The organism is Flavobacterium profundi (assembly GCF_006491645.1).
GTDB lineage: Bacteria > Bacteroidota > Bacteroidia > Flavobacteriales > Flavobacteriaceae > Flavobacterium > Flavobacterium profundi.
Genome location: NZ_VDCZ01000013.1, coordinates 54,500 through 79,834, shown reverse-complemented (window position 1 = coordinate 79,834; position 25,335 = coordinate 54,500). Strand labels below are relative to the sequence as shown.

Genomic DNA, 25,335 nt, shown 5'->3' with positions numbered 1-25,335 from the left:
AGGTTTAATTTAATTTGTTCCACGTGAAACATTTTTATAAACATTAGTTTACATGTTCCACGTGAAACATTTTAAATTACTTATTATATATTAATAATTTTAACACAAAATGAGTTTATTTCAAGATAAATATGATGTTATAGTTGTTGGTGGTGGGCATGCTGGTTGTGAAGCAGCTGCAGCTGCAGCAAACATGGGTTGCTCTACTCTACTTATTACAATGAGTTTACAAAATATTGCACAAATGTCTTGTAACCCTGCAATGGGTGGAATTGCCAAAGGGCAAATTGTTAGAGAAATTGATGCGTTAGGTGGTTATTCCGGTATTGTATCGGATAGAACAGCTATTCAATTTAAGATGCTTAATAAATCTAAAGGACCTGCAATGTGGTCTCCAAGAGTTCAAAGTGACCGAATGCGTTTTGCTGAGGAATGGCGTTTGCTTTTAGAGCAGACTCCCAATTTGGATTTTTATCAAGAAATGGTTTCTGGTATTATTACAGATAACGGAAGGTTGATTGGTGTAAAAACAGCATTAGGTATTGAGATAAAATCTAAAACGGTTATCTTAACTAATGGTACTTTTTTAAACGGACTTATTCATATTGGTGATAAACAATTTGGAGGAGGCCGTGCAGGAGAAAGTGCTTCATTTGGAATTACGGAAGATTTAATACAACTCGGTTTTGAATCAGGTAGAATGAAAACAGGAACTCCACCACGTGTTGATGGTCGTTCTTTAGATTATTCAAAAATGATTGAACAACCTGGAGATGTATTTCCAGATAAATTTTCTTATACAAGTTTAACGAAGCCGTTAGCTGTTCAAAAATCTTGTTGGATGACATATACTTCAAATGAAGTACATGATTTACTCCGTGAAGGTTTTGATCGTAGTCCAATGTTTAATGGACGAATCAAAAGTATTGGACCAAGGTATTGCCCTTCAATAGAAGATAAAATTAATCGTTTTGCTGATAAAGAACGTCATCAATTGTTTGTGGAACCAGAAGGTTGGAATACCGTGGAAGTTTACGTCAATGGTTTTTCTACGTCCTTGCCAGAAGATGTTCAATTTAAAGCCATGCGATCTATAGCTGGTTTTGAAAATGTAAAGTTTTTTAGAGCAGGTTATGCCATCGAATATGATTACTTCCCTCCTACACAATTGCAACACACCTTAGAAACCAAATTAGTAAGTGGTTTGTATTTTGCAGGACAAATTAATGGAACTACAGGATATGAAGAAGCGGCTTCCCAAGGACTAATGGCAGGAATAAATGCTGCTTTAAAAGTGCAAGAACGTGATCCTTTTATATTAAAAAGAAATGAAGCTTATATAGGAGTGCTTATAGATGATTTAATTACGAAAGGAACAGAAGAGCCCTATCGTATGTTTACTTCAAGAGCTGAATATAGAACTTTATTGCGTCAGGATAATGCGGATATTCGATTAACGCCAAAAGCATATGCAATTGGATTAGCAAAAGAGGAACGATTAATTCGTATGGAAGAGAAATTGTCTAAATCTGAAGCAATGGTAAATTTTTTTAAGGAGACTAGTTTAAAGCCTGAAGAAGCAAATCCTATTTTAGAAGAAAAAGGATCCAGCCCAATGGTGCAACCTGATAAAATGTTCAAGGTGTTTTCGAGACCTCAGATTGACTTAGAAGACATCGTTAAATTTGAAAAAGTAAAATCTTATATTCAAGAGCATGCTTTAGATAATGAAATTATAGAACAGGCAGAAATACAAGTTAAATATTCAGGTTACATAGAAAAGGAAAAAAATCACGCAGATAAACTAAATCGTTTAGAAGATGCCATTATTCCAGAAAACTTTGATTTTAATAAAATCAAATCTATTTCTATTGAAGCAAAACAAAAATTGAATAAAATTAGACCTAAAACTATTGCTCAAGCTTCACGAATTAGTGGAGTTTCACCAAGTGATATATCCGTCTTACTAATTCATATGGGAAGATAATTTTATATTTGAGTTAAAATGTTTCACGTGAAACATTTTAACTCAAATATTTTTATTTATTTATAGAATTTTAAAAATGAATTTTAACGAAAATCAGACCTATATTCATGTAAAAGATTTTTCTGTTTCTGGAGAATCTTTTTCTTTACAATTAGATTCGGAATTACAATTATTAAAAACTACACCCCAACCTTCAATTGAAAAATTAGGTTCCTATTACGATAGTGATGATTATATTTCTCACACTGATAGTTCACGTTCTTTGTTTGAAAAGCTATATCAATTGGTTAAAAAAAGGGCAATTCGAAATAAAGTTAAATTAATTTCAAAATTTGCTAACAAAGGAGCTATTTTAGATATTGGATCTGGTACAGGTGATTTTCTAGTGGAATCAAAATTACAAGGTTGGAAAATAATGGGTTTTGAACCTAACGAAAAAGCGAGACAAATTGCATTGAATAAAAATATTATTTTAGCCGAAACTTTAGAGGATTTACCCAATAGTTCATTCGATGTGATAACGATGTGGCATGTTTTAGAGCATGTACCTAATTTGGAGAAACAAATTAAAGAATTAAAGCGACTTATAAAACCAAATGGAACCATTATAATAGCTGTTCCCAATTTCAAATCGTATGATGCTAAACATTATAAGGAATTTTGGGCTGCTTATGATGTACCGCGTCATCTTTGGCATTTTTCTAAAACTGCAATCCAAAAAATATTTTATAAAGAAAATATCAAATTGTTTCACGTGAAACCCATGTGGTTTGATAGTTTTTATGTTTCACTTTTATCTGAAAAATATAAGTCAGGGAAAATGAACTTTTTTAAAGGTTTTTGCATCGGATTGTTCTCAAATATGGTAGGTATTTTTAAAAATGAATTTTCATCTCATATTTATATCTTAAAAACTCAACAAAATGACTATAAAGAGAACTAATTAAAGAATAGTTAGCTACATGTAAAAACTATTTAACCCAAAAAGAAAGTGTCTTAAATCGCTTTAAAATACTTTATTTTGTATAATTTTTACCTATAACTTAATTCAAAAGCCATAAATTTTACTTATGATTAAAAAAACCATAGAATTTGGTACTTCATAAGGAATTACTATTTTTACGAAAAATTTCAAAATATAATTTAAAAGCAAATACAAATTAAAAAATGAAAAAAGCCTTATTGATTTTAGGAGTTGCGATTGCACTTATTTCTTGTGATAAAAAAGAGGATAAAAATGAAAGTTTTAAAACAGCATATATAGACACTGCAAAATTAATTCAGGATTATGCAAAGTTTAAGGATGAAGATGAAAAATTCAAAGTTAAATCTCAAGAAATGGGTAGACCATTGGAAGCTAAACTAAAAGCTTTTCAAACTGAAGCTTCGGGCTTTCAAAGAAATGCTCAAATTAAAGGTATGGCTTGGGCACAACAAAAAGGAGCTGAATTGCAACAAAGAGAACAAGAACTTTCAATGGAACAAGATGCTTTATTAAGACAAATTCAAATGGAAAGTGATAGCATCAGAACTTCTATTGTTAAAGAGTTAAAAGATTATATCAAAGGTTATGGAAAAAAAGAAGGATACGATTACATTTACGGTACAGGTGATGCAGCTACTATCCTATTTGCTAAAGAGCCATATGATATTACAGAAAAAGTATTAAAACAATTAAACGATGAGTTTAATGCTAAAAACGGTGGAACGGATAAAAAAGAGGAAGAAACCGATAAGTCTGATAAAAAAGAAGAAGAAAAATAATAATTTATATTTATTTAAGAAAGCCCCTTATCAAGGGGCTTTTTTATTGATAACCATTTCTTTATATTTGTTTTTTTAATATATGCCAAAATGAAACTATCTGTACAAGCGCAATACACGATTCAATACATAAACAATACCAACAAATCTATCTTTCTAACTGGTAAAGCCGGAACTGGTAAAACCACGTTGTTGAAAGAAATTTTACAGATAACACATAAAAATACTGTTGTTGTGGCTCCAACTGGTATTGCTGCATTAAACGCAAATGGTGTTACGATTCATTCAATGTTTCAACTTCCTTTTGCAACCTTTATTCCTGATTCTAAAGAAATTTCCCCTGTCAATTCAATATTAAAAATTGAAAACAGAACATCATTAGCACGGCATTTTAAAATGAATGCGATAAAAAAAGCAGTCATAAAAAATTTAGAATTATTAGTGATTGATGAAGTATCTATGTTGCGAGCAGATGTACTGGATGCTATGGATTTAATGTTGAGAATAACAAGAAAAAATAACGATCCTTTTGGTGGTGTTCAAGTACTTTTTATTGGAGATTTATTACAACTACCTCCAGTAGTTAAATCTGATGAATGGCACGTTTTAAAAAATTATTATGTAGGGATGTTTTTCTTTAACGCTCATGTTATGCAACATTTTCCCCCATTATATATTGAACTTGATACTATTTTTAGACAATCCGACCCTATTTTTATTGATTTACTTAACAATCTGCGAAATAATACAATTACCCCCGAACACCAAAAACTTTTAAATCAATATATACAACCTTCTTTTAATCCAAAAAAGCATAAAGGATATATTTCTTTAACTACTCATAGTAGTAAAGCTACTAAAATTAATCAAGAAGCTTTAGATGACTTATCTGAAAAGAAGTTTACTTATTTACCAGAAATTACAGGAGAATTTCCTGATAAAATATACCCCATAGAAGGGTATTTAGAACTTAAAGTTGGGGCTCAAATAATGTTTGTCAAGAATGACTTAAATATTGATAAACAATATTATAACGGTAAAATGGGGATTATAGATTCGTTGTCTGAAAAAGAAATTTTGGTCCATTTTCCTGATGAAAATAAAACCATTGAAGTTGAAAAATATGAATGGCAAAACATTCGTTTTCATGTTAATCCTTCCACGAAAGAAATTGAGGAAGAAGTATTGGGAACTTTTGTTCAATATCCCATTAAATTAGCTTGGGCGATTACCATTCATAAAAGCCAAGGATTAACTTTTGATAAAGCTGTACTAGATGTTTCTCAAGTTTTTGCTCCTGGTCAAGCCTATGTAGCACTTTCAAGATTACGTAATCTAAAGGGATTAGTTTTACTCAACCCATTACTAATGAATGGGCTAACAAATGACCAAACGGTTACAAATTATGCTACTAATAAAACTAGTGAAGAGGATTTAAAAAATAGTTACTTAATTGAAAAACAGGAATTTGTATGTAAATCATTGTGCCATGCCTTTAATTTGAAAGAGCTTATTCAAGAATGGCGAACACACTATTATAGTTATTCTTCTTTGGAATCAAAAGCCATTAAAAACAATCATTTAAAATGGGTTACTACCCAATGGGAAGCCATTGCTGGTCTGGAAAGTCCATCAGAAAAATTTATAAAACAATTACAATCGTTATTTACAAGAGAAAATATTGATAATCAACTTATTAAAGAAAGATGCGAAGCTGCTTACCATTATTTTTTTAAAACGTTAGATACTCTTTATGAAGCACTCCTTTTTCAAATTGAAATCATTAAACGAACAAAGAATGCGAAAGTATATTTTAAAGAACTGTATCAATTAGAAGATCAAACACTTATTGCGATTAAATCTCTTTTAAAAGCAAAAAAAGTAGCAAACTTAATTTTAGAAAATTGCGATTTTACAAAAGATAATTTAGATTTCAAACAGCTACAAAAATATCGAATTATAAAATTAGATCAAGCGAAATCGCGTTATTATATGGAAAACCAAAATGGTTTATTAAACGATGATTTTGATGGTTATTATGATACATCAGAAAAGAAGAAAGTAAAAAAAGAAAAAAAATCCACTATAGAAATTACCCTTGAAATGTGGAAAGAACAACTTTCAATTCCAACTATTGCTAAAAAAAGAAAGCTCACTGAAGCTACAATATTCAATCATTTTGAAAAATTAATTCGTATGGAAATCATCCAAATTAATGAAATTATGGCTGAAGAACGTCTTGAAGCAATAGCGTATGTTTTTAATGCACACAAAGGAGAGAGTTTATCCCAAATAAAAGAAAAAATAGGTGATGCTTTTACTTGGGAAGAATTAAAATTGTATCGAGCAACAGTAAAATAGATTATCCTAATAGATAAACAGCTATTATTGCAGGTATGAAATAAATAACAATAGTTCTTGCTCCATCATAATCTTTAGCAATACGTTGTCCAAAAAGCAAAAATAGTAAGGTGATACAAGATAAAATAGCACCATAATAGCCTACTTCTGTGGTTTGATTTGAAAATAATTCAATTATTCCAGAAACACACAATACCCCTGAGAAAATTTCTAATATTAAAATAATGAATAAGGCTAAGGGTACAGTATTCGCAAAAATAGTTCCTGAAAAATGACCTTTTAACCAAGAAACATTTCCTTTCCAATCTTTTATTTTATCATAACCAGATTGTAAAAAAGTAATACTTAATAAAGATAGTAATAAAATAGGGGCAACTTGAATCATAATCTTATTTTTTATGTAATAAACGGGTTAATTTAATTGACAAATCTGTTAATATAATTTTACTATTTCCATTTCTTTCAATATGGTAAATAGCTTGTTCTAACTCGTTAAATATAAGTGTAATATTGTTTCCATCTATAAAGGGAGCAAATTTTTTTAAATCAAAATTATTTTCTTTGGGTTCAAAAAAAACTAAATCAGTAGCTTGATAATTGCTTAATAAAGCTTGCCTAAAAAAATGGATGCAATAATGTAAAAATTGTTTTTGTACTTCTCTTCCCAAAGAAGCTATGTTTTCACTCCAAGCGATTAAATCTTGTATGGCAGTGGCATTTCCTTTGGCCTTAAAAGCACTTCTAACCCATTCTATAAACCAAGTTTCAAATGGGAAATCATCCATATCCTTTTTTAGTAGATGTAAGGCTTTATTATAATTTCCTTCACTTTGATGTGCAATTTTTTGAGCCAGCTTTTCCTCACAATTTTCTTTTTCTATCAAAGCATTAGCAATCACAGATTCACTTAAACCAATAAAATCTAAAACTTGACAACGCGATAAAATAGTTTGAAGAATATCATCTAAGGATTCTGTTATTAAAATAAATAGCGTTTTATTAGGTGGCTCTTCTAATAATTTTAATAATTTATTTGATGCAGCCGTATTCATTTTATCAGCCATCCAAATAAGCATAATTTTATACCCTCCTTCATATGCTTTTAAAGATAATGCCTTGTTTATTTCTGAGGCCTCATCTACTCCTATTTGTCCTTGTTTGTTTTGTATACCAATGTATTTAAACCAATCAAACAAACCTCCATAGTTCTTTTCTTTCAAAAATGTTCGCCACTCTTGCAAAAAATGACTACTTACAGGATGTGATTTTACAGTATCGTTTGTAGCCACTGGAAAAACAAAATGCAAATCGGGATGGGAATAGTTTTCAAATTTTAAATTACAACTAGCATTCCCTGTATCATTCTCATTTCCTGTATTAGAACATAAAATATATTGTGCATACGCAATAGCCATAGCTAATGTACCTGAACCTTCAGGTCCTACAAATAATTGAGCGTGAGGAATTCTTCCTTGTGAAACACTTTTGGTTAAGTGATTTTTTATATGATCCTGTCCTAAAACGTCTTTAAAAAGCATGAAACAAATATACTAATTGTAAAATTATATCATTCAAATAATCTATTTTTCAATCTATTTGAAATGTTATTTCGTAAATAAGTTATTAACAATCTGAAATTTAATTGAATAGAATTAAATTTATTTTTACAGTTGGTAAAAAGTAGTTATCACCATTCTTTTTTTAACAGTTTAAAATCTCAATTGTATAAATTAATTCGTAATTTTATAAAAAAGGCTATTGATGATTATCTAAGAATTTTGCACTTAATCTAAGATTAATCAAACAAAATAAGGGATAAATGTTAAGGTTTATAGTTTTAAAAGACACTTTTTTATAAATATTATAGTTGACAATTAGTGTTTTAAAATTTTTGGCACGCATTTTGAAATAGCATATATATAATTGATATATTGATTAAAAATCGAATTAACGGCAAACCCAATTATGAATAAAAAATGGTTATAATAATTTTTTTTTTAAAAATTTTATCAACATTTTTATCAAAATATTTTGTTAAAACATTTAAATACATATATTTGTAGTTGTTTTGCCTATTTACTGAAAAATTAACAAAATTTATTATGAGAAAATTTTACGTATGCATAGTTGCATTATTTTTACTTGCATCAGTTGATGTGGTAGCTCAAAACGGCCAAAAAGTAATTATTGATATTAGAGGTATCGGTACTTATCATGATCGTAAAGACCTTGAGGCAATGACAAAGGGACAATTGATGCCATTGTATTTAGAAAGGGTTAAAATTTTATTTAGTGTTATCCAATATTTTGGAGTAACCAGTAAATCAGGAGTGACATTTACCGATTTAGGTATTCCAACAACAAAAGAAAATATCAAGTTGTTAGATACGGAACAATCGAATAGAGAAGAATTTTTAACAAACAATGCTGAGTTTTTAAAAGGTATTTTACCTTATTCAGACACAAAGAACATAATTAACGCCATTTTATTCTATGAAGAAGTATTGAAACTTGTTCATCAAGTTCAAGTTGAGTAATAATCTTGGCAACAAAAAAATCTAAAAATCAAAAGTTATGAAAAAAACTATCTTATTAATTGCTTTAGTCCTATCAGGACTTTCAATACAAGCTCAAGATAATTGGGGGATTGTTGGTGGTAATAATTGGTTAAATGGTTGGTCATCTTTCAACCCAGTTGGAAAAGATTACCCTCAAACAACAAAAATCTTAACTGGAAACATATCTTCAGATTTAACCTTGACTAATTTAGAAACTTATAGTCTTGTTGGAGAAGTATATGTTACCAATAATGCCACTCTTAAAATTGAGCCAGGTACTGTAATCAGAGCAAATTCAGATCAGTTCAGTGCATTAATCATAACTAAAGGCTCTAAAATTGTTGCAGAAGGACAAGTTATTAATCCTGTTGTATTTACTTCAGATAAACCTGTAAATGCACGTAAAGCTGGAGATTGGGGAGGAATTTTTATCTTAGGTAATGCTCCGATTAACACTTTTGGAAGTATGTCTAGAATTGAAAGCAGCATTCCAAGTAACTTTGTAGTTGGTGGTGGTGATAATGTTGCAGATAACTCTGGAGTTATGAAAAACGTAAGAATCGAGTTTGCTGGAAAAGGAAAAGATAGATATGCTGTATACGATGCATTAACGTTAGTTGGTGTAGGTTCAGGTACTGTTTTTGAATCAATTCAAGTCAGTATGTCAAATGGAAATGCTTTTAAGTTTATAGGTGGTAATCCTAAAGCTTCTAAATTAGTAGCTTACAGATGTAAAAGCAGTGATTTTGACTTTACACAAGGAGTAATAGCGAACATTAGCAATGGATTAGCAATTAGAAATCCTTATTTTTCAGCTAGCTCTAATTACAGAGCGGTAACAATTAACGCTTTCATCAACAAAGATTTAACTGATTTTTCAAAACCAAGTACAAATGTAACTTTAGATAACTTTACTATCGTGAACGAGACAGATGGTAAAGTAGCTGATGGATTAGTAAAAGAAGCGATTTATATCAACAAAGATTGTTATTTTGACTTTAAAAACAGTGTAGTAACAGGCTTCTCTTCTTCTTTGTTTTTGGATGGTAAAATTCCAATTGATGAAGAAGGATTGTCTAAAATTAAATTAAGAAGAATCTTCATTAATAATTGTAAGAAAAACATTGTTTCAGAAAATGGTGGAGTAACGAATGACGATTTAGAATCTTACTATGGTAAGTTGTCATATGGCAATCGATATTCAGTTCTTAAATCTGAAGATTTATTTGTTGATGCAAACAATCCAAAAACACCAGATTTTAGAATAAAAATAGGTAGTATCAACTAATAATAAGTTTATATACTAATTAAAATAGAGAATAATCTAAAACTGTTAAAATTGAAGTGTTACGCTTTAATTTTAACAGTTTGGTTATTATAAACGAATTTAATATTTGATAAGAGATGGGATCTAAAAGCTTTAAATTGTTATTGTTTTTTTCAGTTTTATTTGCGTTTAATTCAAATGCGAATAATATTGCAATGAATACAAAAGAACTTTTGTTTCAAACTCCTATTATTCAAAATGTAAGAGTTCCTAATTATGGCTTAGCTGACCCTGTTAACTATTGTCAAAGTGCTTCTAATCCTACCTTTACAATTACCTTTCAGGTTAGCAATTATGCTAATCTTAGTCCAAGTAATCAATTTCAATTATTTATTTCAAATGATGGATTTGTGAATCCACCTGAAGGAATTCAAATCTCTAACCCTACTATTTCCTTTGTAACGAATAACGGGTCTACTACAGGAACTTATTCAGCTACTTTTAGTTTTCCAGCTCAATCCTATGGCAATTACAGAGTTCGTGTTAAAAGTACTACGCTATCAAGTAATGCTACTTCACAAGTAATATCGGTATACGATATTATTTTTAATGCTCAAATTCCATTAAATGTAACTAATGGAAACGTAATTATTTGTTCGGGATCAAGTTTTACCATTTCTATTTTAGAAAACAATAATCCAAATCCTTCACCATTGGCTTATCCCTATTTGACTTACGTTTGGAGAAAAAAAAATGGAGCTAACTTTGATATTATTCCTAATGAAACGGGACCAAATTTAACCGTAAGTGCAGCTGGGGTATATTATGTAGAGGTAAATTACGGGCCAGTATGTTCAAGTTCTGCTTCACCAAATACTTTTGCAAATTCTGTGCAAGTTACAGTAACAGTAGCTTCTGCAAGTGATTCATTACAAATTAATTCGCAAAGCGGGGAAACTGAAGTTTGTGAAACCATAGGAGTAGAATTATATTTACAAGATAGTTCAGGTAATTTAGTAGCTAATGGTTCTAATATTACATGGTATTTAAATGGTACTGTTATTCCAAATGCTACTACAAATACATATACTGCTACTCAAGGTGGTGCTTACACAGCTTCTTTGAATAATGGAGGAAGTTCTTGTACAATTAGCGTGCCTCCATCCGAAGCTTATGTTTTGGAAGACATCACTTTTAATGCAACCTTAAATGTAGGTACACCCTATGAATTAGAATTAGGAGGAAATGTGGATGCGATAGTTACTACAGACGCCATATCACCTTCTTTCGAATGGTTTTTAAATGGAAATGTACTTGCAGAAACATCTAACACGTTAAATATTAACGCAGCAGGTTTATATACAGTAATTGTGACTGAAAATTCGGGTTGTGTTTCTACAATAGAATTAAATTTAGAAGTAATTGATCCTAGTGTGGATGAAATTCCTAATTTAATAAGTCCAAATGGTGATGGAGTAAATGAAAAATTTAAAGTTCCTTATAGTTTAACAAGTGCAAACAATCTTAATCTTGAAATATACAACTCATCTGGGCAACAAGTTTTTGCTACTGAAAATTATCAAAATACGTGGCCTGAAAATATAGATGAAGCGTTTCAAGCTAAAGCATTCTTTTATTATAAAATGACAAAAGATAGTCAAGTAATAAAAGAAGGCATTTTAACCGTAATTAAATAACCCCTACAAATCTATCAATTGAAAAATAAGTACCTAAGTATAATTTTGTGTGTCTTTTTTACAGCAGCTTTTTCACAAGAAAATGCCTACTCTTCTTTTGATGTATCGTTAAATAATTCTATACGATTAAATCGCTTTTTAATTAATCCATCATTTAGTTACGCAAGAGAAATAGCTCCAACTATAAATTTAGTAAACAAAAGGCAATGGGTCAAGTTTGAAGACGCACCGGTTTTATATCTTATTAATTATCAAGGAAGGTTAAGTAATGAATCTCGATTTGCGATTGGAGGTTATTCACAATCTATTGGAATTTCAAAAAATACGGGAGGATTTTTAAATTACGCATTAAATGTACCCTTACAAAAAGATGCTAATTTTACTTTTGGACTAAACGCTTATTTTTCAAGTAGTAATATCGACATTAATAGAGCTATTACAGAATCACCGGAACCTCTATTTGAAAATTTAAGTGCTACTAATATCATCACTATAAAGCCAGGTATCAATCTTAATTTTAACAGTTTTGATATTGGTATTGCAGCTGATAATATCATATCTTATAACTTAACTACAAGCGAAAGTGTTCAAGAGAATAAATCTTCTTCTTTTTCTGGTCATGTAATGTATACCAAAGAATTAGATAGTTATTATAACCTTTTAGACGGTGCCAATTTATCTACTATGGTGCGTGTTAAAAGTAGTAACGGAGCAACAGGTATCGGAGGAAACTTTTTGTTAGATCAAAAAGAAATGGGTTGGGTTGAAGCAGGTTATAATACACTTTATGGAGCAAATGCTGGCGTAGGTGTTGCTATTTCTAATAAATTTTTAATTGGTTATGCCTATAATTTATCAATAAATAATTCTTTGTTTTTTGGCTCGAGCCATGAATTCTCACTTTCGTACCGATTTGATGAATATGATAATGCGTTTGATTATAGAAAAAGAGCTCAAAAAATAAGAGAACGTAATGCTAAGAAAAAAGGCGCTGTCAATACCACTTTTGCTAAATTAGAGCAAGAGCGTATAGATAAAGCAAAAGCAGAACGAGAAAGAGTGGCAAAAGAAAAAGCAGAAAACGATCGCTTGGCACAACTTGAGAGAGAAAGATTAGCTGCTTTAGCTCAAGCTGAAAAAGAAAGATTGGCTAGAGAACAAGCAGAAAAGGATAGATTAGCAGCTTTATCTCAAGCAGATCAAGCAGAGAAAGACAGATTAGCAGCTTTAGCACAAGCAGAAAAAGACAGGCTTGCAAAAGAACAAGCAGAAAGAGACCGTTTAGCTGCCTTAGCTCAAGCAGAGAAAGATAGATTAGCTAAAGAAAAAGCTGAAAAAGATAGATTAGAAAGATTAGCTAGACAAAAAGCTGAAAACGATAAAATTGCAAAAGAAAATGCAGAAATAGATCGTTTAGCTAAAGAAAAAGCAGAGCAAGATCGTTTGGCTAGAGAAAAAGCGGAGAAAGATAGATTAGCAAGAGAACAAGCAGAAAGAGACCGTATTGCTAAAGAAGAGGCAGAGAAATTAAGATTAGCAAAAGATCAAGCTGAAAGAGATAGGTTAGCTAAAGAAGCAGCAGAGCGCGATCGTTTGGCTAAAGAAAAAGCAGAGCAAGATCGTTTGGCTAGAGAAAAAGCAGAGCAAGATCGTTTGGCTAGAGAGAAAGCAGAGCGCGATCGTTTAGCTAAAGAAAAAGCAGAGCAAGATCGTTTGGCTAGAGAAAAAGCAGAGCAAGATCGTTTGGCTAGAGAGAAAGCAGAGCAAGATAGATTAGCTAGAGAGAAAGCGGAGCAAGATCGTTTGGCTAAAGAAAAAGCAGAGCAAGATCGTTTAGCTAGAGAGAAAGCGGAGCAAGATCGTTTGGCTAAAGAAAAAGCAGAGCAAGATCGTTTGGCTAGAGAAAAAGCAGAGCAAGATAGATTAGCTAGAGAAAAAGCAGAGCAAGATCGTTTGGCTAGAGAGAAAGCGGAGCAAGATCGTTTGGCTAGAGAAAAAGCAGAGCAAGATCGTTTAGCTAGAGAGAAAGCGGAGCAAGATCGTTTGGCTAGAGAGAAAGCGGAGCAAGACCGTTTGGCTAGAGAGAAAGCAGAGCAAGACCGTTTGGCTAGAGAGAAAGCGGCAAACGCAAAACTTTCAGTAGGTGAAAAAATATCTAGTATCGAAAGCAAACTGAATATTTCAAATAAATTACTTGACGATTATAAAAGTGATATTGATGAACGAACTAAAAAATCTGATCAATTAATTAAGAGTTTAGATTCGATTGTAAAAGAAAGGGATTTAGATTTAAAAGCCTATATTGGAGAAAGTGATCCAAATTATAAAGGACCTGCGAGTAAATTCGTAAGCACAACGCAACAAAATGCACAATTAAATGCACTGAAGAGTCAAATTGCTGCTAACAAGCGAGTTTTTGATGATTTAATTTTCGACTTCGAAAACGCAAACAGAGCGAGGTTAAATGAAATGAAAGAAAAAGGTCTTGATAATGAAGAAACAAAACAATTGAATGATTATTATCAAAATGTCTTAGACGATTTGAAAAATAAGAAACAAAAATATATTGATCTTGAAAAAATGGCGGACTTAAAAATTAAACAAATTAGCGATGCTAAAGAAGAAGAAAAGCAACGAAGAATTAAGAAAGCACAATTTGATAGTGAACAGCAAAGAATTGAAAAAGATCAAAGTAATCTAGAAAACATTAAGAATTCAGCTTCAAATGGACAAACACAAGGGCAAGAAGTGAGCGGAAACTTATTAGATGATGAACCAGTTACGAATGATATTCCAATTGTTCAAAAAATGAATAATGTGGCAAGTGGATATTATATGGTACTGGGTAAATTTAAAGATACGAAACAAAGAGATGCTTTCATTAAAAAAGTAGTTTCTGAAGGAGGTACAAGTGTAAATCAATTCTATAATATTTATGATGCAACCTATTATGTGTTCTTAGGTAAATACGATGAATTGGGAAGTGCAACTAAGGAATTGAGTAAAAGAGGAACGAAATCATATAACAAAAAAATGAAAATCGTTCAGGTACAATAAGTTAATTGTTAATTTTATATTAAAATTTTTATTACTTTTAACGGTCTTAAAATCTAAATACTATGAAAATTAAAACTACCCTACTAAAACAAATAGTTTTTCTCATCGCCATTTTGATGAGTTCGACTATTTTTGCCCAACAAAATTATGTGCCATTTACCACTGTAGCCAATGGTTCCTTTCAAGGATTAAAAGGGAATATGTTGCAAATAGGAAATAATATCCTAAATAGACAAACTAATTCCCAAAGTCCAAACAACCCATATAATGGTACTGGGAATAATAATGGAACAAATATGCAGTTTATCGACATTGATGGAGATGCCTCCACCTTCAATTCGACTACCGCAAATTTAACCATTCCTGTAGCAAATGCTGGTTGTTATCAAATTCGATTTGCAGGATTATTTTGGGCTGGAGTTTATAATGACCCTACAGATCCTGGAGTTATTGTTGATAGAACCAAATTAAATCAGGTTAAGTTTAAAGTTCCTGGAGGAAATTATGTTGACATTACTGGAACAACCATTTTTGACACTTATACAGAAGGAACAAGTGGAATTGTTTCTAACCCAAATTATGGATATGCTGCTTATTTTGAAGTAACAAATCTATTACAAGCTTTGCCAAGTGCTAATGGAACCTATGGTGTTGCTAATATTCAAGCAGGATTAGGTAGTAATACTTCAGGAGGTTGGAATTTAATTATAGTATATGAAGACCCTTTAACTACTGCAAAAAATATAGATATTTTTTCTGGATTTAGTAATATTCGTAGTGGAGACCCTGCTTTAGATATTCCAATTACTGGTTTTAACTCTATTCCAATTGGACCCGTAAGAGCTCAATTGGCTTTTGCTGCTTTGGAAGGAGATAGAGCATATACTGATGACCGATTAAGAGTAAATGGAGTGAGTATGACGATTCCTACTCGACCAGCTAATAACTTTTTTAATGCAACCATAAATGATATCAATGGTGCTTATACAGATAGGAATATTGCTAGTTCTAACTTACTAGGTTTTGATGCAGGTATTATTAATGTACCAAATCCTGGAAATTCAGTAATTGCAAATAGCGCCACCAGTGCCACCATACGTCTGCAAACAAATAATGATTCGTATGTTTACTACATGAATGCCTTCGCTATTGAAGTAATTCAACCTCAAATTAATTTAGTTAAAAGAGTATTGGATTTAAATGGTAATGATATTGGTAACACTACTGTTGCTTTAGGTCAAGAAATCATTTATGAATTAACGTTTCAAAATATTGGAAATGACGATGCTATTAATTTTACATTAACAGATGTATTTCCTGTTAACGTAACTCCATTAAGTGTAGATGTAACCGGTGCTCCAGGAGTTATTGCTCCAGCAGATCCAACAATAAGTCCAATGGTGTTCAATATTCCAAATAGTTTAGTAACAGAATTTGGAGCAGAATACACCATTAGAATACGAGTAAGAGTAGCAGAGAACTGTTATGATTTAAGAGACGCTTGTTCGAATGAAATTACAAATACAGCTTACAAAACGTATTATAGTTCAACTTCAGGTAATCTTGTTGAAAATCAACAACCGAGTGCTTCCGGTATAAACGCTTGTTTATTTCCAACACCTGGAGCAACAAATTTCATTGCTGATATTGATGACTGTACTTTTGAGTCTGAAGAAATTTTATGTGGTTCTTCTGTAACACTTACTGCAGGTTCTGGTTATAGTTCTTATCAGTGGTACAGTGGTTCACCACCAAATGCAGGTAATATTATTAATGGAGCAACCAACCAATCGTATACAGCTACTACAACAGGTACGTATAGTGTTGTAAATACAGCACCAGCTCCTTGCTTGTCTATAGTAGAAACTTTTAATGTAGTAGATTTTAACGGAGTAGCTCCTAACCCAGTTATACCATACGCAGACCAAGTTGATATTTGTCCTATCGATGGATCTGAACTGCCTAAAATTTTCTTATGTGGTGCTTCTGATAGTCAATTAATAGATTCCGGAATTGTAAATGCAAGTCTTGTTTGGGAGGTTTTAAGTACTACGGCAAACTGTACTACAACTCCTCCTTCAACATGTCCAAATACAAACTGTCCTAATGCAGATTGGACACAAGTGTCAACTGATGCATACTTTAATGCAGTAAATGCAGGTGAGTATCGAGTAACAATTACTTTCCAAAATGGATGTTTTAGAAGGTATTACTTTAATGTATATAAAAATTTATTTACACCAACAGCTGTTGCTACCGATCAAATTTGTACTACCCCTGGAACCATTACTGTAAATGGTGTTCCAGCTACTGGTTATATGTTTAGTATTGATAATGTAAACTGGCAAACGGATAATGTATTTACAAGTGTATCTCCTGGTACTTATACAGTTTATACGCAACAAATTGGTGGTGGTGTAGGTAACTGTTTATTCACGATACCAAATGTAGTTGTGAATTTGAGAGATTTTACAGTGGATGTGATTGTTCAAGATGCTTTATGTAATGGTGATAAAGGTGAAATCCGAGTTCAAGTAAACAATGTAGATCCTCAATACACCTATCAATTATTACTTAACGGAAATCCATTTGCAAATGCAGGTCCAATTGATGTTAATGATTATACATTCTCTAATTTAAATGCAGGGAATTATACCTTGAATGTTTCTACAACTGATGGTTGTACCTATACTCAAGATATTACGATTTCAGATCCTCCTTTATTAATTGTAACTGGAGCGGTAACCATACCACTTACTTGTACAGATGGAGAAATTACTTTATATCCAGTAGGAGGAACACCTCCTTATATTTATCAAATTAGTGGAGATCAAGATTTATATACAGTACCTAATTTTGTAATTACTACTGGAGGAACATATACTTTTACAGTTACTGATAACAATAACTGTACCGCGCAAACTACAGTAACTATTGATGCAATACCAGCACCAGAGTTCACAATTACTACTACTGATGTTTTATGTAATGGTGGTGCAACTGGAGAAATTGCTTTCAATGTAACTAATACTAATGGTTATACTATATTATATAGTGTAACGACTCCTCCAAATCCTGCTTCATTTGGAAACAATCCAGTTTTCTCAAATTTAGTATCGGGTACTTATGAAGCGCAAATTCAATATTCACTAAACGGAACAACTTGTTTAACAGCTGTTCAAACAATAGTTATTGACGAACCAGCAAATGCAGTTGAAGCTTCTGCGGGTGTTTCTGAATTGGCAGGTTGTGGACCAAATGGCGAAGGAAGGGTTAGAATTACGAACCCTCAAGGTGGTAGTGGTGTTTATGAATACAGTTTTGATGGAGGTATTAATTGGGGTACAGCTAGTGAAGCTTATGTAGCACCAGGTACACATACAGTATGTATTAGAGATGCAAATTCAACTACTTGTACCGCTTGTTATCAAGTAACAATTGATCCAGCACCTCAAGATCCAACGATTACAGTTGAAGATCCTGATTATAATTGTGATGGTACAGCAACAACTACTATTACAGTAAATAATAATGGTGGTAATTTTGCGTACACTTATTTACTAGATGGTAACCCAAATACAAATACACCTGCGAATGTTTTTGTAAACGTTCCTTGTGGTCCTCATACAGTTACAGTTCAATATCAAAATTTAAATATCCCTACTTATAGTGATTTATTAAGAGAAGATTTCGGTTCGGGTGCAAATACAACTACTCCTGGTATTGCTGCTGCATATTGTTGGAATAGCCAACCTTACCCTGCTTCTACGCCATGTGGGAATAATACCATTCCAGGATATTCTCCAATATGTGGATCCTATACTATTGAAGACAATCAATATAGTGTAACAAGTAAAATTATACCGAATAACTGTGCTTGGTATCCGTATAGAGATCATACTCAAGTATTAACAGGTGTACCAGATCCAAATGGTAGATTTTTAGCAGTAAACATTGGTTCTGCAGCAGGAAATTACGGAATCTTATATAGTAAACAAATTAACAGCGTATTACCTAATCAGCCAGTATTGGTAGATTTATATGTAGCTAATTTATTAAATGCAGGTAATAGTGGGGCTGATCCTGATTTTATATTAGAATTAGTTGATCCATCTGGTAATGTTGTAGCTTCTCAAGCAACTGGTATAATTGACAATATAACAGATGGTTGGCAATTTCAAACATTGTCTTTAAATCCAGGTAATAACACAACTTTAACTTTCAATATTCGTTCTGGAAGTATATTGTATCAAGGTAATGATGCAGCTATAGATGATATTTATGTGCGTCAAGAGCCAATCGCTTGTATTACCGAAGTAGAATTCCCAGTTCTAGTAGATTGTAACCAAGCATTCTCTGCTCAAATCACAAATGCTAGTGATGTAAGTTGTAATGGAGCAAATGATGGTTCAATTACTATTGCAGCTCAAAACTTTGATGCGACTCTTGGCTATTATTATACAATTACCACTTCTGGTGGAGTAGTAACAGGACCTGTAAATGTATTTACTTCGCCTTTTACTATTTCCAACTTACCTGGAGATACCTATACAATAGATATTCAATATGATTTATCTTCAACACCTTGTACGTTCCCATTTACACAAACTATTGGAGAACCAACGGCTTTAGTTGCTGGTGCTGTTTTGTCTAGTCCTGCAACATGTTTAAATGGAGGTACCATTACAGCTTCTGCTTCAGGAGGTACACCAAACTATCAATATCAATTACAAGATGGATTAGGAAATCCATATAACGGAAGTGTATTTGGTGCTAACAATGTATTTTCAAATTTGCCTCCAGGTGATTATATTGTGGTCGTACAAGATGCTTTATTATGTACTGATCCAATTGATGTAGCAATTACGATTCCTACACCAACAGCTCCAACAGCGGTAATCGATGCATCATCTGATTTATGTTATGATGGAACAAACGGTGCTACTTTAGTAGTAACGGCTTCAGGAGGTGTTGCTCCTTATACTTATAGTATGAATGGTGGTACTTTTGGTACTAGTAATACATTTACAGTTACACCAGGAACTTATACGATTACTGTAAGAGACGATTATGGTTGTGAAGTTACCTTAGCAGCTGTAACTATTGCTCCTCAATTAATTGCTGATGCAGTATTAACGAATGGATTAGACTGTACAGCTTCTCCAGATGCTGATATTGATGTAACAATTAATGGTGGTAATGCACCATACACCTATCAAGTTTCTTATAATGCAGGACCTTTAAGTGCAGCTATTGCAACAGGAGGTACTTTTACATATACAACTTCTAATCCTGGTGATTATCAGTTTGTTATTACGGATGCTATTGGTTGTACCGTTACAACCAGTACCGTTACAGTTATTCCGTTACCTATTTTAAATGCTCCTGTAGCAACACAAACTGCATTTAATTTATGTAATGGTGATTCAAACGGAGCGTTCACCGTAACAGCTTCAGGTGGTTTACCTCCTTATACCTATGATATTGGAAGTGGGCCAACTACAAATAATAATTTTACAGGATTAACTGCGGGTACTTATACCGTAACTGTTACTGATGCAAATTCTTGTACTGAAACAACTACAATTATGCTAACAGAACCAGATCCTATTAATTTTACCATAGTTAAAACAGATATTCAATGTGGTGTTACAGGTACTGAACCAGGTTCTATAGATGTAACCAATGTTACAGGTGGAACAGCACCATATACATATAATATTTATAATTCTACTGGAACGTTTTCAGATACATATTCAGCAACTGTTGGTGAAGATCATTCCTTTGCAATTCTAAATTTTGGTATTTATACTGTGGAAGTCGTAGATGCTAATGGTTGTGTTTTAGTACAAAATAATATCATCATTGCTTCACCTCCAAATAGTTTAAATATTGATATTTCTACACCAACAGCAGATTGTACTTCAGGTGGTACAATAAGAGTTTGTGTAAATACTTCACTAGCAGGTGGACCTTATCATTTTGCAATTTATCAAGATTTATCGCCTGCAATCCCGCCATATCCTACTTATCCAGGACCAGGATATCAAAATGCTGATGTAAGTGATCCAACAGGATTATGTTCTACATTTACAAACTTAATTCCTGGTGTAACGTATAGTTTTATTGTTTATGATGAAACTACAAATTGTTATTATTTTGAGACAGCAACTGGTCCAGTTCCAACTCCTTCAAGTATTACATCAAATATTACACCGCATAATGTAACTTGTACAGGAGCAAATGATGGAAGTGTTTCCTTCACGGTTAATGGGTTCTCTGGTACAGGTTTCACGTATCAAATCTATCAAGCTTTAAATAATACTCCTGTTGGTGGTGTAGGAAATTATACTGGTGGTGCACCAGCAACAATTAATAACTTTGGAGTGTTACCTCCAGGTCAATATTTTGTTTTATTCACTGAGGTGGGTGGTCCAAACAACGGATGTACCCAAACTTCAGCTAACTTTACCATTTCTGAATCTCCAGTACTATTGTCTGTAACAGCTGCAGTAACACATAATGATAATTTATGTGCGGAAGCTGGGCAAATAACAGTTACAGGTTCAAATGGTACACCTCCATATACATATCAAATCGTAACAGGTGGTAGTCCAGTACCAACAACTTGGCCAGGACAATCGTCTAACGTGTTCAATAATTTAGCTGGTGGTACTTATGATATCTATATTCAAGATGCGAATGGATGTACGCAACCATTTACAAGTTTATTTGTACCAACAGATTCTAGTCCAGATATAACAGTTACTTTAAACCCGGCTACTTTATGTAATACAAATAATGGAAGTTATAGCATACAAGTAAGCACGAATGTAGCTGTAGGAATTGCTCCTTTTACATATAGTGTTGATGGTGGTGGTTTCACTTCTCAAGCAAGTAATCCTTTCACAGTTTCTGGATTAAATGCTGGAACACATACTGTAACTATTAGAGATGCTAACGGTTGTACAGAAACAGAAAGTATTACCATTTATCCTCCATTGAATGCAACTATTATTCCCTCAATTGCTGCTACAGGAAACTGTGGTGTAAGTGATGGTATTATTACTGTAAATGCAGCAGGTGGTTCAGGAAACTATACTTATACTATTACTCCTAATGGAGCGCCTATAACACAAGCGGGCAATGTGTTCTCTAATGTTCCAGCAGGAACTTATACGGTAACTATTACTGATAATACAACCGGTTGTATTATTACATCAAATATTACGTTAACGCAACCAACTAATCCATCTGTAACGAGTTCAGTGGTAGATGTAACTTGTAATGGTGCTTCAAATGGTGTAATAACGATTACTTTAACAGGTAGTAACCCAGATCCTGTATACACGTATGAAATTACAGCTGGACCAGTAACATTCCCAGCTCAAACTACAAATGTGTTTAATAATTTACCTGCGGGTGCTTATACAATTGTGGTTACTTCGGGTAGAGGTTGTACAACTACTTTAAACATTAATGTTAATGAACCAGCTCCTATTGTGGTACCTGCTCCAACCGTTACAGAATTTGCTTGTAACGCTGGAACAAATACCGTAAACAATGCTTCAATTGTGGTAACGGGTGTAACAGGTGGTTCAGGTACTTATATTAACTATGTATTTATCAATAGTGCTAACAATAGCGTGCTTCAATCTGGAACTAGCAATACTTTTATCACAGCCAATGAGGCAGGTGGTTCATATATTATTAACGTGTACGATAACAATGGTTGTTTAGGTTCTACAACAGCAACAATTGCTCCATTTGTAGAAATTTCTAATCCAACTATTACGGTTACTAGCCCTATTACTTGTACAACTTTAGAAGCAATTACAATTAATGTGAATGCTTCTATTAATGGTGTGGCTACAACTTTACCAAGTCCATTATCGTATACAGTAACAGGAATAAACAATCCATATAATGTTACACAAATAGACAATCCTAATTTTAGTGGATTAGACATTGGTAACTATAACATAACAATTCTAAATCAAATAACAGGATGTAGTGTTGAAACAATTCATTATGTGTTTAATCCTAATACATTTGTTGTAAACGCTACAGTTAATAATAATGTTACTTGTTTTGGAGGTAATGATGGTAGCGTAAGCTTTACTTTCGTAGATCAAAACTTGACACCAACTAATGATGCTGGACCATTTGCATATGAAATATATGATGCCAGCAATACTCTTGTTACTTCAGGAAATAGTCCAAACGCAGGACCATTTACTGTAACAGGTTTAGCTGCAGGAATATATCAATTAGTGACTACCTTAACGAATAGTCCAAACTGTCCTGCAACAACTAGTTTTACGATTACACAACCTACTACAGCTTTAAGTTTAGTATTGAACAGTACACCTATTACTTGTAACCCAGTGAATGATGGTACTATTTCAGCAGTAGGATCTAATGGATGGGGTGGTCCTTATGAATATCAAATTCAAGGTCCAGGTGTAACACCTTCATGGTCATCAAATGCTTATTTTGAAAATCTTGGTGCAGGAACATTTACTGTTAGTGTTAGAGACAATTTAGGATGTATAGTTTCTGATAATGTTACTTTAGTAATACCAAATCCTATAGATGCACTGATAAGTGCTGTACCAACGGCTCTTGCATGTGTGGGTGATACAAATGCAACAATTACTGTTTCAAATACTACTGGAGGTTATGGTAGTGGATATTTATATGTTTTAAATAATGTTACTACTGGAACATCTTCTGCTCCTCAAACAAGTAACGTATTCACAAATATTGGTGCAGGAACGTATAATGTAACGATTACAGATTCATTTAATTGTGACTTTACAACTACTAATGTAACTATTACAGAACCAGCAAACCAAGTAGCAGCTACTTTAGCTCAAATTTATAACCCAACTTGTCAAACAGACGCTATTTTAGAGTTGACTGCAATGGGTGGAACAGCACCTTATAGTTGGAGTACTTCTCCTAATGGATCATTTACACCTTTTGGAGGAGCAAGTATTACATTTACAGTTCCAGCAGGTACTTATCAGTATTATGTGGTGGATGCAAACAATTGTATTGTAGTTGTTTCTAACTCAATTACAGTTGAACCAGTTCTTCCAATTGCAATTGATGTTGAACCAATTCAAGAGATTTCTTGTGCAGGCTCTACCACAACAGTTATTGCAACAGCGACAAATGGTCTAGGTAATTATGTTTATTCTATTAGCCCACCTACATCAGGTGTTGTTCAAACTTCTCCAGGTGTATTTGAAGGAGTTGAAGCAGGATCTTATACAATAACTGTAACAGGTGGAGATTGTTCTCAAACAGCATCGATTACAGTAACTGAGCCTACTCCTATAGATATTGATGATAGTAGTTCAATTGCTACTCCTGTTTCTTGTTTTGATAATCCTATTGATGGTACTATAACAGTTGTAGCATCTGGAGGAACAGGTACAATTCAATATTCTATTACGGATGACTTAACATCAACTGACCCATTAGAAATTGTTAATTCTGGATATTTCACAGATTTAACTCCAGGTGATTATTGGGTATTTGTTCAAGATGAAAACGGTTGTTCGGTTGGGCCGTTACCATTTACAATTGATAATGCAGAACCATTTGTATTAACTAGTCTTAACGTATTTGATGAAATTTGTAGTGGAGATGGAGGTTCGGCAGCATTTACGATATCTGGAGGTACTCCTGGAACAACGGGTTATACACTAACAGATTCTCTTACTAATCCAACTTTTACTCTAACTTCTTTAACGGGTGACTTTAGTTTACCAAATCTTGCACCAGGAGAGTATGAATATTTTATTAAAGATTCAACAATTACTTGTGTGTATCCTGTTCAATTTACAATTAATCCAGGAGTTGATATTCAGGCTAGTGTGAGATATGACGTAGAATGTGACAACAATGTACCTATTGCCACTGTAACAGTACTATATAACACTGATTTAGATATTAATGATCTTACTTTTGAACTTGATAATGGAGCTGTTTTTGCACCTCAACAAGGAGATAATGTTTTTGTAGGGGTAGCCGCAGGAAGCCATACAGCTACTGTTACTCATGCTAATGGTTGTCAAACACCAGCAATTAGTTTCGATATAGTTTTACCAACTACACCAACGATTACGTCATTTGTTCAAAGTGGATTGAATCAGTTTACTGTAACAGCAACTGGTGGAACACCACCTTATACCTATACTGTAATTAATAGTAATGGAGTGGTATATGAAGGATCTAATAATGTTTATTTCTATAATCAAACAGACAATTATACGGTTATCGTTACAGATATTTATGGTTGTAATGATACAGATACACAATTCTTTGAATTCTATGATGTAGATATTCCAGATTACTTTACTCCGAATGGTGATGGAAATAATGATGGATGGAGTCCAAATTATTTAGATAACTATCCAAAAGCGGTTACTTATGTTTTTGATAGATATAGTAGAAAAATTATTACATTACATCCTGGAGAATCTTGGGACGGTACTTACATGGGTAATGAATTACCATCTGGTGACTACTGGTATGTGTTAAAATTAAACGGTGAAACTGACGCAAGAGAATTTGTTGGTAATTTCACATTATATAGATAATAAAGAAAGCTAAGCCTATTGAAAAATAGGC

At 32.7% G+C, this 25,335-nt stretch carries 11 protein-coding genes; 9 read left to right on the top strand and 2 right to left on the bottom strand.

The features are described from left to right. Positions 1 to 109: 109 nt before the first annotated feature. From mnmG to FHG05_RS15395, 4 genes are all read left to right on the top strand, one after another. The gene (gene mnmG, locus FHG05_RS15410; protein ID WP_140999002.1) at positions 110 to 1,987 is read left to right on the top strand and encodes a tRNA uridine-5-carboxymethylaminomethyl(34) synthesis enzyme MnmG; all 1,878 of its coding nucleotides are present in this window, start codon (positions 110 to 112) and stop codon (positions 1,985 to 1,987) included. 76 nt (positions 1,988 to 2,063) lie between these two features. After that, complete coding sequence (locus FHG05_RS15405) at positions 2,064 to 2,930, top strand: class I SAM-dependent methyltransferase (RefSeq protein ID WP_140999001.1); 867 nt, start codon at positions 2,064 to 2,066, stop codon at positions 2,928 to 2,930. Positions 2,931 to 3,154: 224 nt separating this feature from the next. Further along, complete coding sequence (locus FHG05_RS15400; protein WP_140999000.1) at positions 3,155 to 3,751, top strand: OmpH family outer membrane protein; 597 nt, start codon at positions 3,155 to 3,157, stop codon at positions 3,749 to 3,751. A 90-nt stretch (positions 3,752 to 3,841) separates the two neighbouring features. Further along, a complete protein-coding gene (locus FHG05_RS15395) occupies positions 3,842 to 6,112 on the top strand; it encodes a helix-turn-helix domain-containing protein (RefSeq protein ID WP_140998999.1) in 2,271 nt (756 codons plus the stop codon). A 1-nt stretch (position 6,113) separates the two neighbouring features. Here the strand turns inward: FHG05_RS15395 and FHG05_RS15390 are convergent, their stop codons facing one another. Next, on the bottom strand, positions 6,114 to 6,497 hold the full coding sequence (locus FHG05_RS15390) for a DoxX family protein (RefSeq protein WP_140998998.1): 384 nt from the start codon (positions 6,495 to 6,497) through the stop codon (positions 6,114 to 6,116). Positions 6,498 to 6,501: 4 nt separating this feature from the next. Then, positions 6,502 to 7,650, bottom strand: coding sequence for a DNA polymerase III subunit (locus tag FHG05_RS15385; RefSeq protein WP_140998997.1), 1,149 nt, complete (start codon positions 7,648 to 7,650; stop codon positions 6,502 to 6,504). 564 nt (positions 7,651 to 8,214) lie between these two features. On the opposite strand from FHG05_RS15385, the gene FHG05_RS15380 reads away from it, so the two are divergent. From FHG05_RS15380 to FHG05_RS15360, 5 genes are all read left to right on the top strand, one after another. Next, positions 8,215 to 8,649, top strand: coding sequence for a hypothetical protein (locus tag FHG05_RS15380; RefSeq protein ID WP_140998996.1), 435 nt, complete (start codon positions 8,215 to 8,217; stop codon positions 8,647 to 8,649). 37 nt (positions 8,650 to 8,686) lie between these two features. Beyond that, positions 8,687 to 9,958, top strand: coding sequence for a hypothetical protein (locus FHG05_RS15375; protein ID WP_140998995.1), 1,272 nt, complete (start codon positions 8,687 to 8,689; stop codon positions 9,956 to 9,958). Positions 9,959 to 10,152: 194 nt separating this feature from the next. Beyond that, a complete protein-coding gene (locus tag FHG05_RS15370) occupies positions 10,153 to 11,634 on the top strand; it encodes a T9SS type B sorting domain-containing protein (protein WP_181369185.1) in 1,482 nt (493 codons plus the stop codon). An 18-nt stretch (positions 11,635 to 11,652) separates the two neighbouring features. Continuing rightward, positions 11,653 to 14,691: a PorP/SprF family type IX secretion system membrane protein gene (locus FHG05_RS15365; protein WP_157504282.1), complete on the top strand. Its 3,039-nt coding sequence runs from the start codon at positions 11,653 to 11,655 to the stop codon at positions 14,689 to 14,691. 62 nt (positions 14,692 to 14,753) lie between these two features. Continuing rightward, a complete protein-coding gene (locus FHG05_RS15360) occupies positions 14,754 to 25,304 on the top strand; it encodes a T9SS type B sorting domain-containing protein (protein ID WP_140998992.1) in 10,551 nt (3,516 codons plus the stop codon). The last annotated feature ends 31 nt before the right edge of the window (positions 25,305 to 25,335 follow it).